Below are 12,689 nucleotides of genomic sequence, written 5' to 3'. Positions count from 1 at the left end.
CGTCGCTTATGCTCGAAGCATGATCGAGGCCCGTCATCTCCGTGTCCTGCGCGCCGTGGCCGCCACCGGCTCCTTCTCGGCCGCGGCCCGCGAGCTCGGCTGCACCCAGCCCGCCGTCAGCCAGCAGATGAAGGCGCTCGAATCCTCGGCGGGCACACCACTGCTGATCCGTACGGGCCGCGAGATGCGGCTGACGCAGGCGGGCGAGGCCCTGGTCCGGCACGCGGCGGGCATCCTCGCCGGGCTCACCGCCGCCGAGGAGGAGGTCGCCGCGATCGCGGGGCTGCGCGCGGGCCGGGTCCGGCTCGTCTCCTTCCCCAGCGGCAGCTCCACCCTCGTCCCGTGCGCCCTCGCGGCGCTGCGGGCCGCGCATCCCGGCACGCGCGTATCGCTCGTGGAGGCCGAGCCGCCGCGCTCGGTGGAGATGCTGCGCGAGGGCGACTGCGACGTCGCGCTGGCGTTCCGGTACGAAGGGGCGACGGCGGCGGAGGAGTGGGCCGACCTCGTCGTGCGCCCGCTGCTCGCGGACCGGCTCGTCGGCCTCGTGCCGGAGGGGCACCGGCTCGCCGACGCGGAATCGGTCACCATCGGGGAGTTCGCGGACGAGTCGTGGATCGCGGGCTGCCCCCGCTGCCGCAGGCAACTGGTGGAGGTCTGCGAGAGCGCGGGCTTCGTGCCCCGGATCGACTTCGCGACCGATGACTATCCGGCGGTGATCGGTCTGGTCGGCGCCGGTCTGGGAGTGGCGGTGCTGCCCGAGCTCGCGATCGAGTCGGTGCGCCCCAAGGGTGCACGCACAGTGACGGTGGAGCCCGCCGTGCAGCGGGAGATCGTCGCGCTGACGCTGCCGGATCTGGCGCAGGTGCCGGCCGTCGCCGCCACGCTGGACCACCTCGCGCGGGCCGCGTCCCGCTGATCGGCGCCCCTGCGGGGGCGCCTCTGTGAAGAAACGTTCCTTCAGTAGGTCCGCCGGCTGTTCCGTCAGCCGTGCGACACGGTGCCGCCCGTCGGCGCGGACGCCGTGACCAGGCGGTTGCGGGCCCGCCCCATGAGCTCTTCGCGCTCGTCCTCGGTCAGCCCGCCCCACACGCCGTACGGCTCGCGCACCGCTAGCGCGTGCGCGGCGCACTCCGCCCGCACCGGGCACCGCATGCAGACCTCCTTGGCGGAGTTCTCGCGTGCGCTGCGAGCCGCGCCCCGCTCGCCCTCCGGGTGGAAGAAGAGCGAGCTGTCGACCCCGCGGCAGGCCGCGAGGAGCTGCCAGTCCCACAGATCTGCGTTCGGTCCGGGAAGGCGGGAGAAATCTGCCATTGCTGGTCCCCTTGGTGCCGTTCTGACGCGGATACGGTGCCGATGACCGTACATCTACTATCTAAGGAGATGAAAATATGACTCATTGCGAATCTAGCCATAGACACCAGGAAAAGGGAAGAAAAGGCGCTAAATGGGGCATAGCTTGTGATGAAAGGTTGAGGGTCTCCCGCGCGCTCTGCGCTGTGTCCGCGCCCTCACGTAGAGTGCCGAAGGTGGCTGACTGCCCCGTAACTCTTTCGGGTGACCGTCGTTGAGAGTGCGGAGGCGGTTGAAAGAACAAGCGCTCGGGCAGGTGTCCGAGAGCGTCAACCGCACAGGTGACGAATAAGTACCAGCCTGGAGGCTCAAGGTGACGCGCAGCAGCTGTGAGAGCCGCGGAGGACAGTCATGACATCCGTCCTCGTCTGCGACGACTCCCCGCTTGCCCGAGAGGCGCTCCGCCGCGCGGTCGCGACCGTGCCCGGCGTGGAGCGTGTGACGACTGCGGCCAACGGCGAGGAAGTCCTCCGCCGCTGGGGCGCCGACCGCTCGGACCTGATTCTGATGGACGTACGCATGCCCGGTCTCGGGGGTGTGGAGACCGTCCGGCGGCTGCTGTCCGCCGACCCGGGTGCGCGCATCATCATGCTCACCGTCGCCGAGGACCTGGACGGGGTCGCACTCGCGGTCGCGGCCGGTGCCCGCGGCTATCTGCACAAGGACGCCTCGCGCGCCGAGCTGCGCGCGACCGTCACCCAGGCGCTCGCCGACCCGACGTGGCGGCTCGCCCCGCGCAGACTGCGCTCGGCCGAGATGGGCGCCGCGCCCACCCTCACCGCGCGTGAGATCCAGGTCCTCGAAGGCATGAGCCACGGCCGGTCGAACGCGGAGATCGGGCGTGAGCTCTTCCTCTCCGAAGACACGGTGAAGACGCACGCCAGGCGCCTCTTCAAAAAGCTCGGCGCCTCGGACCGCGCGCACGCCGTGGCGCTCGGTTTCCGCTGGGGTCTGGTGCGCTGAGTGCACCGCCGCGGGGGGACGGCGATCCCCGCCCGCCACCTGGTGGGCGGGGCGACGGACGCCCGTGGCTGCTTGTTTCGCCGCCGATGCCGCATCCTTGAGGTGTGGAGTTCCTCGGGGACGAGTCGATCGAGCGGGAGGGGAGGGCGCAGGAGATGAGTTCCGGCGCACCTGCTCATAACGCTTCAGTGCACAACTACGGACGCGGTGCCGCGGATCAGTCGGCGTCAAGGCACCATGGACCGATGCGCGATGACAAGACGACGGTGATCGGTGCCCTCGTTCTTCGCGCTGTGGAGGGCGACGAGCAGGCCACGCACGACCTGCTGGCACACGTGCACCCCCTGGCGCTGCGCTACTGCCGCACCCGCCTGTCCCGGCTGCCGGGTGACGCCCGGCACTTCGTGGAGGACCTGGCGCAGGAAGTCTGTGTCGCCGTGCTCCTCGCGCTGCCGCGCTACAAGGACACGGGGCGCCCCTTCGAAGCCTTCGTCTTCGCGATCGCGGCCCACAAGGTGGCCGATCTGCAGCGCGCGGCGATGCGGCATCCCGGCTCCACCGCCGTGCCCTCCGACGAGATGCCCGAGCGGCCCGACGACTCGCTCGGCCCCGAGGAGCGCGCGCTGCTCAGCAGCGACGCGGAGTGGGCCAAGAAGCTCCTCGCCAACCTCCCGGACAACCAGCGCGAGCTGCTGCTCCTGCGCATCGCCGTCGGCCTCACGGCCGAGGAGACCGGTCAGATGCTGGGGATGTCCCCCGGGGCGGTGCGGGTCGCGCAGCACCGGGCGCTGAGCCGTCTGCGGGCGCTCGCCGAGCAATGAGCACTGACGTACGAACGTACAAAGAAGCTCGATGATCTTGATCGTGGAATGAGACACCCGCGAAGCCCGTTAGCATGGACATCCGCACCGATCAAGGCCATTTGGGGAAGGTGTCATGACTGCAAACGGCGGTTCTTCGACTGGGGTGCCCGATAAATTCGCGACACTCGGGCTGACCTACGACGACGTGCTGCTGCTGCCGGGCGCGTCGGACATGGCGCCCGACCAGATCGACACTTCCTCGCTCGTCTCCAAGAACGTCAGGGTGAACGTCCCGCTGCTCTCCGCGGCCATGGACAAGGTCACCGAGGCCCGCATGGCGATCGCCATGGCCCGCCAGGGCGGCGTCGGCGTGCTGCACCGCAACCTCTCCATCGCCGACCAGGCCAACCAGGTCGACCTGGTGAAGCGCTCCGAGTCCGGCATGGTCACCGACCCGATCACGGTGCACCCGGACGCGACGCTCGGCGAGGCCGACGCGATCTGCGCGAAGTTCCGCATCAGCGGTGTCCCGGTCACCGACGCGGCCGGCAAGCTGCTCGGCATCGTCACCAACCGTGACATGGCCTTCGAGAACGACCGCAGCCGGCAGGTCCGCGAGGTCATGACGCCGATGCCGCTGGTCACCGGCAAGGTCGGCATCTCCGGCGTGGACGCCATGGAGCTGCTGCGCCGCCACAAGATCGAGAAGCTGCCGCTGGTCGACGACGCGGGCATCCTCAAGGGCCTCATCACGGTCAAGGACTTCGTGAAGGCCGAGAAGTACCCGAACGCCGCCAAGGACGGCGAGGGCCGCCTCCTCGTCGGCGCCGCCGTGGGTGTCGCGGGCGACGCCTTCGAGCGCGCCCAGGCCCTCGTCGCCGCGGGCGTCGACTTCATCGTCGTCGACACCGCGCACGGCCACTCCCGGCTGGTCGGCGACATGGTCGCCAAGATCAAGTCGGACGCCCCGCGCGTGGACGTCATCGGCGGCAACATCGCCACCCGCGAGGGCGCCAAGGCGCTCATCGACGCCGGTGTGGACGGCATCAAGGTCGGCGTCGGCCCCGGCTCCATCTGCACCACGCGCGTCGTCGCCGGTATCGGCGTACCGCAGGTAACGGCCATCTACGAAGCGTCGCTCGCCGCCAAGGAGGCCGGTGTCCCGGTCATCGGCGACGGTGGCCTGCAGTACTCCGGAGACATCGCCAAGGCGCTCGTCGCCGGCGCGGACACGGTCATGCTGGGCTCGCTCCTCGCCGGCTGCGAGGAGTCCCCGGGTGAGCTGATGTTCATCAACGGCAAGCAGTTCAAGTCGTACCGCGGCATGGGTTCGCTGGGCGCGATGCAGACCCGCGGCGAGCGCAAGTCCTTCTCCAAGGACCGCTACTTCCAGGAGGGCGTCGCCTCCGACGAGAAGCTGGTGCCCGAGGGCATCGAGGGCCAGGTGCCCTACCGCGGCCCGCTCTCGGCGGTCGTCCACCAGCTGGTGGGCGGACTGCGCCAGTCGATGTTCTACGTGGGCGGACGCACCGTCCCCGAGCTCCAGGCCAACGGCCGCTTCGTCCGCATCACGTCCGCGGGGCTCAAGGAGAGCCACCCGCACGACATCCAGATGACGGTCGAGGCGCCGAACTACAGCCGTACGAAGTAGTCTCCTGCGCTCCACGCGCGCGTGGAGGGGCGGTCCCGGAATCAACCGGGGCCGCCCCTTCCGTGTGCGTCGGGGATACTGGACAGGCAGACCAAGAGGGAAAGGCCCCACAACGTGACTGAGATCGAGATCGGGCGCGGCAAGCGCGGCCGCCGCGCGTACGCCTTCGACGACATCGCCGTCGTACCGAGCCGGCGCACCCGCGACCCGAAGGAGGTCTCGATCGCGTGGCAGATCGACGCCTACCGCTTCGAGCTGCCCTTCCTGGCGGCCCCGATGGACTCCGTGGTCTCCCCGCAGACCGCCATCCGCATCGGTGAGCTGGGCGGCCTCGGCGTCCTCAACCTCGAGGGCCTCTGGACGCGGTACGAGGACCCGCAGCCGCTGCTCGACGAGATCGCCGAGCTGGACTCGGAGACCGCCACCCGGCGCCTCCAGGAGATCTACGCGGCCCCGATCAAGGCCGACCTCATCGGGCAGCGCATCAAGGAGGTGCGCGACGCGGGCGTCGTCACCGCCGCCGCGCTCTCGCCGCAGCGCACCGCGGAGTTCTCCAAGGCCGTCGTGGACGCCGGCGTCGACATCTTCGTGATCCGCGGCACCACCGTCTCCGCCGAGCACGTCTCCGGCGCCGCGGAGCCGCTGAACCTGAAGCAGTTCATCTACGAGCTGGACGTCCCGGTCATCGTCGGCGGCTGCGCCACGTACACCGCCGCCCTGCACCTGATGCGCACCGGCGCCGCGGGCGTCCTGGTCGGCTTCGGCGGCGGCGCCGCGCACACCACGCGCAACGTCCTGGGCATCCAGGTCCCGATGGCCACCGCCGTCGCCGACGTCGCGGCCGCCCGCCGGGACTACATGGACGAGTCCGGCGGCCGGTACGTGCACGTCATCGCCGACGGCGGCGTGGGCTGGTCCGGCGACCTGCCCAAGGCCATCGCGTGCGGCGCCGACTCCGTGATGGTGGGCTCCCCGCTGGCCCGCGCCACGGACGCGCCCGGCAAGGGCCACCACTGGGGCATGGAGGCCGTCCACGAGGACGTGCCGCGCGGCAAGAAGGTCGACCTGGGCACGGTCGGCACCACCGAGGAGATCCTCACAGGACCGTCGCACATCCCGGACGGCTCGATGAACTTCTTCGGAGCGCTGCGCCGCGCCATGGCCACCACGGGCTACAGCGAGCTCAAGGAGTTCCAGCGCGTCGAGGTGACGGTCGCGGACTCGCAGCACAAGCGCTGACGCAACGCACACGGAAGGGCCCCGGTACTACGTACCGGGGCCCTTTCCGTCGTTCCGGAGCGTCACAGCCGGTGTGCCGCGCCCGCCGGAGTGGCGCCCCTCGTGTCGAGCAGGAGCTGTGCCTTCACCGCGAGTCCCTGGAGGTCGTACGTGCGGTGGTGCTGGAGCAGGATCGTGAGGTCGGCGTCGGCCGCCGCCTCGTAGAGGGAGTCCGCGCGCGGGACGGGGCGGCCGAGCACGCTCCAGCTGGGCACGTAGGGGTCGTGGTAGCTGACGGCGGCGCCGAGCTCCATGAGGCGGGTCGCCACCTCCTGTGCGGGCGCGCCCTGCTGGTCGGCGAGGTCGGGCTTGTAGGTGACGCCGAGGAGCAGGACGCGGGCGCCGCGCGCGGACTTGCCGTGTTCGTTGAGCAGGGTCGCGGAGCGCTGGATGACGTACTGCGGCATGCGGTCGTTGACCTGCTGGGCCAGTTCGACCATGCGCAGGGGGCGGACGCCGCGGGACGGGTTCGGGATGTCCAGGGGGACGCCGTGGCCGCCGACGCCGGGCCCGGGGCGGAAGGCCTGGAAGCCGAAGGGCTTGGTCTCGGCGCAGCGGATGACGTCCCACAGGTCGATGCCGAGGTCGTGGCAGAGGACCGCCATCTCGTTGACGAGGGCCATGTTCACGTGCCGGTAGTTGGTCTCCAGGAGGTGCACGGTCTCGGCCTCGCGGGGGCCCCGGGCGCGGACGACCTTGTCGGTGAGGCGGCCGTAGAAGGCGGCGGCCGATTCGGTGCAGGCCGGGGTGAGGCCGCCGATGACCTTGGGGGTGCCGGCGTAGCCGTGGGTGCGGTTGCCGGGGTCGAGGCGGCCGGGGGAGTACGCGAGGTGGAAGTCGCGGCCCGCCCGCAGACCGGAGCCCGACTCGAGGATCGGACGGAGGAATTCCTCCGTGGTCCCCGGGTACGCGGGTGACTCCAGGATCACCGTGGTGTGCGGGCGCAGCCGTGCGGCGAGGGCACGGGCCGCCTCGGCCACCTGACCGAGGTCGAGCGAGCGGTCCGCGGCGGGTGGAGTGGGGGCGCAGATGACGGCGGTGCGGACCCGGCCGAGCTCGGCCGGGTTGACGGTCGGCCGGAAGCCCCCCGAGAGCATCCGGCGGACGTCGGCGGCGGTGAGGGTGCCTTCGGCGCCGTCGCAGGGCAGCCGGCCGCCGGCCAGGTCGGCGGCGCGGACGGGGTCGTAGCCGATGGTGGCGATGCCGCCGGAAACGGCGGCCTGGGCGAGGGGCAGGCCGAGGTGGCCGAGGCCGATGACAGCGAGATCTGCGGGCATGGCGGTGGGCCGTCCTCCCAATAGCCGGACCGGGACGAGTGCGCAAGCCCTGTGGACAAGGCGGACCAGCGCAATGTCAGACTAGGAGTAAATATGACCGATTTGCGGTATTGCACCGCGTGGAGCTCCGGAGTGTTGTCCACAGGCTGGGGTCGCGTTCAGCGGGCGACGGAGAAATCTGGGCATGATGTGAGTCCGACCACACCCGATCTCAACGGGAGGCAGCGGTGAGGACAGCGACACTTGGGCCGGCGCAGCGTGCCGAGTCACTTGCGGGAATGGCCGACCGGGAGCTGGACGTCCTGGTCGTCGGCGCGGGCGTGGTCGGCGCGGGGACGGCACTCGACGCGGTGACCCGCGGACTGTCCACCGGCCTCGTCGAGGCGCGGGACTGGGCCTCCGGCACGTCGAGCCGGTCGAGCAAGCTGATCCACGGCGGGCTCCGCTATCTGGAGATGCTCGACTTCGCGCTCGTGCGGGAGGCTTTGAAGGAGCGCGGCCTGCTCCTCGAGCGCCTCGCCCCGCACCTCGTGAAGCCCGTGCCGTTCCTCTACCCCTTGCAGCACAAGGGCTGGGAGAGGCTGTACGCGGGATCGGGCGTCGCGCTCTACGACGCCATGTCGATGTCGCGCGGCCACGGCCGCGGCCTCCCCATGCACCGTCACCTGACGCGCCGCCACGCCCTGCGCGTCGCCCCGTGCCTGAAGAAGGACGCGCTGGTCGGCGCGATGCAGTACTACGACGCCCAGATGGACGACGCGCGCTACGTGGCCACCCTGGTCCGCACCGCGTCGGCGTACGGCGCGAAGGTCGCCAACCGCGCGAAGGTCACCGGCTTCCTGCGCGAGGGCGAGCGTGTCGTCGGCGCCAAGGTGCAGGACGTGGAGGGCGGCGGGGAGTACGAGATCCGCGCCAAGCAGGTGGTCAACGCGACCGGTGTGTGGACGGACGACACCCAGGCGATGGTGGGCGAGCGCGGCCAGTTCCACGTCCGCGCGTCCAAGGGCATCCACCTGGTCGTGCCCAAGGACCGGATCAACGCGACCACCGGGCTGATCCTGCGCACCGAGAAGAGCGTCCTCTTCGTCATCCCGTGGGGACGGCACTGGATCGTCGGCACGACCGACACGGACTGGGACCTCGACAAGGCCCACCCGGCCGCTTCCAGCGCCGACATCGACTACCTCCTGGAGCATGTGAACTCGGTGCTCGCGGTGCCGCTCTCCCGCGACGACGTCCAGGGGGTGTACGCCGGGCTGCGGCCCCTGCTCGCCGGCGAGTCGGACGCCACGAGCAAGCTGTCCCGCGAGCACACGGTCGCGCATCCGGCGCCGGGCCTGGTGGTCGTCGCGGGCGGCAAGTACACGACGTACCGCGTGATGGCCAAGGACGCCGTCGACGAGGCGGTGCACGGCCTGGACCAGCGCGTCGCCGACTGCGTCACGGAGGACATCCCCCTCGTCGGCGCCGAGGGGTACAAGGCGCTGTGGAACGCCCGCGCGAGGATCGCCGCCCGGACGGGCCTTCATGTGGTGCGCGTGGAGCACCTGTTGAACCGGTACGGCTCGATGGCCGAGGAAGTGCTCGACCTCATCACCGCGGACCCGGAGCTGGGCAAGCCGCTGCCGGGGGCCGACGACTACCTCCGCGCCGAGGTGGTCTACGCCGCCTCGCACGAAGGCGCACGCCACCTCGACGACGTCCTGACGCGCCGGACCCGTATCTCGATCGAGACGTTCGACCGCGGCACGCGCAGTGCCAGGGAGTGCGCCGAGTTGATGGCACCCGTTCTCGGCTGGGACAAGGACCAGATCGAGCGGGAGGTGCAGCACTACGAGAAGCGGGTGGAGGCCGAGCGTGAATCGCAGCGGCAGCCGGACGACCTGACGGCGGACGCGGCACGGCTCGGCGCGCCGGACATCGTTCCGCTCGGCTAGGGCGGAGAGCTGGGGGGGATCTGAGGGTCAGGGCGCGCGGGGGCAGAACTCGGCGGTCAGAAGAGCGCGTTCCAGGCCCGGGTCGGCCAGCTTGTCCGTGTTGATGCGGAAAGTGACGACCCGTCGGCCGTCGCGGGTGGCCGCGGTGCGGACGTAGCTGCCGGTGATGCGGCCGCTGTGACCCCAGACCGTGGTGCCGCAGGGGAGCCGTTGCGGGTAGAGGCCCATGCCGTAGTGGCCGTGCGCGGTGCGGGTGTTGAGCATGTGGCGCAGGAGAGGAGGGGGCAGGAGCCGGCCGGAGAGCAGGGCGGCGTAGAAGCGGTTCAGGTCGGCGAGGGTGGAGATCAGTTCACCCGCCGCACCGGCGACCCGGGGATCGAGCGAGGTGACGTCCCGGCCGTCGCTCGTGTACGCGCGGCCGTGGGGCGGGGGAAGCGAGGTGCGGGCGCCGGGGAACAGGGTGCCGGTGAGGCGGAGGGGGGCGAGGATGCGGCGTTCGGCTTCGGTGGCGTACGAGTTGCCGGTGACGCGTTCGATGACCATGCCGAGGACGACGTAGTTCGTGTTCGAGTACGCCCAGCGGCCGTTGGGGGCCGCCGGGTGGGCCAGGGCGGTGCGGACCGCTCGGGCCGGAGTGACGGGGGCGGTGCCTTTGGTGTCGGCGGTGAAGTCGTAGAGGCCGCTGGTGTGGGTGAGCAGGGCGCGCAGGGTGAGAGAACGGCCGTCGACGCCCGGTCCGCGTACGAGTCCGGGCAGATGGAGCTCAACCGGGTCGGACAGGGACAGACGGTGTTCCGCGGCGAGTTGGAGGACGACGGTCGCGATGAATGTCTTCGTGATGCTGCCCACCCGGAAGTGGTCGGAGCGGGAGAGGGAGGGGCCGGTGCGGGCGAAGTGAATGTGGGGCAGTACGGGGCGCTCTGCCCGCCTTGCCGTGGACTGACGCACTGACGCGGAGGTTGCCTGGTGGCGTAGGGTGCGTGCGCCTGGGGGTGGTTCGGGTTGTGCGCGGCTCAGGAGCGCGGCGGCCGGGGCCTTGCCCCGGGTGGTGAGCAGCGGAAGAGTGAGGTCCGTGGCCGGTGCCGCGGGTTGCGGCCGGCCTGCCGCCAGGCTGATGAGCGTTGCGGCCAGGAGGATGGCCGGTATTGAACGCTGTGTCGGCATGGCGGTCCCTCCTCGTGCGCGGTCCATCATGGGGGACGGGACGGGGGTCGGTGGACCCTGGGCGCCGGCCGGTCCCCGGGTAAGGGACAATGAAGGCTCTGTCAGGGCGGGTTGCTCGGGTAGCAGCGGTAGCAGCAGAGGGGACGCATGTCGGACGCGGAGCAGACGGGTGACGCCCGTCGGGACAAGAGCCAACGTCTCCTCGCCGGCCGGTACCGGCTGGGAGAGGTGCTCGGCCGCGGCGGCATGGGCACCGTCTGGCGCGCCAAGGACGAGACCCTTGGCCGTACGGTCGCGGTGAAGGAGCTGCGGTTCCCCTCGAGCATCGACGAGGAGGAGAAGCGCCGCCTCATCACGCGTACGTTGCGTGAGGCGAAGGCGATCGCGCGGATCCGCAACACCAGCGCAGTGACCGTCTACGACGTGGTCGACGAGGACGACCGCCCGTGGATCGTGATGGAGCTGGTCGAGGGCAAGTCGCTCGCCGAGGCGATCCGCGAGGACGGGACGCTCACGCCGCGACGGGCGGCCGAGGTCGGCCTCGCCGTTCTCGACGTGCTGCGGTCCGCGCACCGCGAGGGCATCCTGCACCGCGACGTGAAGCCGTCGAACGTGCTGATCGCCGAGGACGGCCGCGTCGTGCTGACGGACTTCGGCATCGCGCAGGTCGAGGGCGACCCGTCGATCACCTCCACCGGCATGCTCGTCGGCGCTCCGTCGTACATCTCGCCGGAGCGCGCCCGCGGGCACAAGCCGGGCCCCGCCGCCGACCTGTGGTCGCTGGGCGGCCTGCTGTACGCGGCAGTGGAGGGCGTGCCCCCGTACGACAAGGGGTCGGCCATCGCGACCCTCACCGCGGTGATGACCGAGGACGTCGAACAGCCGGTGAACGCCGGTCCGTTGGAGAAGGTCATCTACGGCCTGCTCGCCAAGGACCCGGAGCAGCGGCTCGACGACGCGGGAGCGCGGGCGCTCCTCATGGACGTCATCCACGCGCCGCAGGCCAAGGTGGCGCCGGAGCCGGTGGAGGCGACCAAGGTCGTGCCGCTGCCGCCCGCGCCGCCGAAGGCACCGAAGACGCCCAGGTCCACGCGGCTCACGAAGCCCGGGAGGGCCACGAAGGCCACCGGTGCGGCCGCAGGTGCCGGTGCGGCGGGCGCGGCCGGTGTTTCGGGTGGTGCCGCCGGTTCGGCCGCTCCTGTCGGGGCCGACGGGACCGCCGGGGCCGGTGGTTCCACCGGGGCAGCCGCGCGTAAGGCCGAGGAGGTCGCCGACCGGCTGAAGGGTGCCCTTCAGTCGGTGCGGAAGGCGACCACGACGGCTCCGGCCGCCCCCGAGCGCGGCCAAGGGCCGGCCTCTTCCCACTCGGCGCCCACGTCCGTCGGCTCGCCGGCCAACGGCCGGGGCGCGCCGCCGCGGGTCCCGCCCAAGGCGTCGATCACCGACGTGGTGCCGCGGCGGACGCTGGTCATCGTGTCCGTGGTGGCCGTGCTCGCCGTGCTCGGCACGGTGCTCGCCTTCGCGTTCTCGGGCGACGACAGCTCCGGCAAGGACAACAAGGGCGGCGACAAGGCCGCGTCCAGCGGGGCGACCGCCGGTGGCGGCGGACAGGGCGAGGCCGACAAGGACGCGGGCAAGGAAGCGGACAAGGGCACCGGTACCGGCGACGACCAGAGCAAGGAAAAGAGCCCGGAGCCGGACGAGGGCAAGGGGAACGACCCCGGCAAGGACGAGTCCGACAAGGCCGACAAGGACCCGGACGAGGGCAAGAAGCCGGAGGACGGCGCCGAGTCGACGTACAAGCACGCCCAGGGCTTCGAGATCGGCCTTCCGAAGGGGTGGAAGTACCAGTCCACGGGCCGGGCGGGCGCGCGCTTCGGTGGGCCCAACGGGCAGAAGCTCCTGATCGGCTGGACCACCACTCCCAAGGACAACCCGGTCAGCGACTGGAAGAACCAGGAGAACTACATGGTCCGGCCGCAGTACGACCGGATCCGGATCGAGAAGGTCGGCTTCCGCGGCTGGAACACGGCCGACTGGGAGTTCACCTACGTGGAGGGCGGGACCAAGTACCGGTCCATCGACCGCGGCTTCGTCGTCAACGGCGGGCTGGGCTACGGGATCATGTACACCGCCAAGGCCGACGACTGGGGCAGCGAGGAGCGGCGCGGCGCGTGGCGGACGTTCACAAGGACGTTCGAGCCGAAGTCCTGACCGAAGTCCTGACCGAAGTCGTGAGCTGATATCTCGTATCCCCTCATTGCGG

General features: G+C 71.0%; 10 protein-coding genes. 7 read left to right on the top strand and 3 right to left on the bottom strand.

Annotated elements, in window-relative coordinates; genetic code table 11:
- Positions 1-19: 19 nt before the first annotated feature.
- Positions 20-916 (top strand): LysR family transcriptional regulator, encoded by an 897-nt coding sequence (locus tag ACI2L3_RS16600; protein ID WP_404753089.1) that lies wholly within the window; start codon positions 20-22, stop codon positions 914-916.
- Between the two features lie 65 nt (positions 917-981).
- On the opposite strand, the gene ACI2L3_RS16595 is transcribed toward ACI2L3_RS16600, so the two are convergent.
- Positions 982-1,311, bottom strand: coding sequence for a WhiB family transcriptional regulator (locus tag ACI2L3_RS16595; protein ID WP_404753088.1), 330 nt, complete (start codon positions 1,309-1,311; stop codon positions 982-984).
- A gap of 390 nt (positions 1,312-1,701) precedes the next feature.
- Here ACI2L3_RS16595 and ACI2L3_RS16590 point away from each other — a divergent pair, with 390 nt between their 5' ends.
- The 4 genes from ACI2L3_RS16590 to ACI2L3_RS16575 all read left to right on the top strand — a co-directional run bounded on the left by ACI2L3_RS16590 (position 1,702) and on the right by ACI2L3_RS16575 (position 6,006).
- Positions 1,702-2,313: a response regulator transcription factor gene (locus ACI2L3_RS16590; RefSeq protein WP_003948568.1), complete on the top strand. Its 612-nt coding sequence runs from the start codon at positions 1,702-1,704 to the stop codon at positions 2,311-2,313.
- Between the two features lie 245 nt (positions 2,314-2,558).
- Positions 2,559-3,134: a sigma-70 family RNA polymerase sigma factor gene (locus tag ACI2L3_RS16585; protein WP_055563244.1), complete on the top strand. Its 576-nt coding sequence runs from the start codon at positions 2,559-2,561 to the stop codon at positions 3,132-3,134.
- A 115-nt stretch (positions 3,135-3,249) separates the two neighbouring features.
- Positions 3,250-4,767, top strand: coding sequence for an IMP dehydrogenase (guaB, locus tag ACI2L3_RS16580; protein ID WP_404753087.1), 1,518 nt, complete (start codon positions 3,250-3,252; stop codon positions 4,765-4,767).
- A 114-nt stretch (positions 4,768-4,881) separates the two neighbouring features.
- The gene (locus ACI2L3_RS16575; protein WP_362993411.1) at positions 4,882-6,006 is read left to right on the top strand and encodes a GuaB3 family IMP dehydrogenase-related protein; all 1,125 of its coding nucleotides are present in this window, start codon (positions 4,882-4,884) and stop codon (positions 6,004-6,006) included.
- A gap of 62 nt (positions 6,007-6,068) precedes the next feature.
- On the opposite strand, the gene ACI2L3_RS16570 is transcribed toward ACI2L3_RS16575, so the two are convergent.
- Positions 6,069-7,322 (bottom strand): nucleotide sugar dehydrogenase, encoded by a 1,254-nt coding sequence (locus ACI2L3_RS16570; protein ID WP_362993409.1) that lies wholly within the window; start codon positions 7,320-7,322, stop codon positions 6,069-6,071.
- Positions 7,323-7,549: 227 nt separating this feature from the next.
- Here ACI2L3_RS16570 and ACI2L3_RS16565 point away from each other — a divergent pair, with 227 nt between their 5' ends.
- Entirely contained in the window at positions 7,550-9,259 is a 1,710-nt protein-coding gene (locus ACI2L3_RS16565; protein ID WP_404753086.1) for a glycerol-3-phosphate dehydrogenase/oxidase, read from the top strand.
- A 27-nt stretch (positions 9,260-9,286) separates the two neighbouring features.
- Here ACI2L3_RS16565 and ACI2L3_RS16560 read toward each other — a convergent pair whose 3' ends face one another.
- A complete protein-coding gene (locus ACI2L3_RS16560) occupies positions 9,287-10,423 on the bottom strand; it encodes a serine hydrolase domain-containing protein (protein ID WP_404753085.1) in 1,137 nt (378 codons plus the stop codon).
- Positions 10,424-10,570: 147 nt separating this feature from the next.
- Between ACI2L3_RS16560 and ACI2L3_RS16555 the strand changes: the two genes are divergently transcribed.
- Positions 10,571-12,637, top strand: coding sequence for a serine/threonine-protein kinase (locus ACI2L3_RS16555; RefSeq protein ID WP_404753084.1), 2,067 nt, complete (start codon positions 10,571-10,573; stop codon positions 12,635-12,637).
- Positions 12,638-12,689 lie beyond the last annotated feature (52 nt).

The sequence above is a fragment of the Streptomyces sp. NPDC029674 genome (genome assembly GCF_044903205.1).
GTDB lineage: Bacteria > Actinomycetota > Actinomycetes > Streptomycetales > Streptomycetaceae > Streptomyces.
This window is presented reverse-complemented; position numbering and strand designations above follow the sequence as displayed.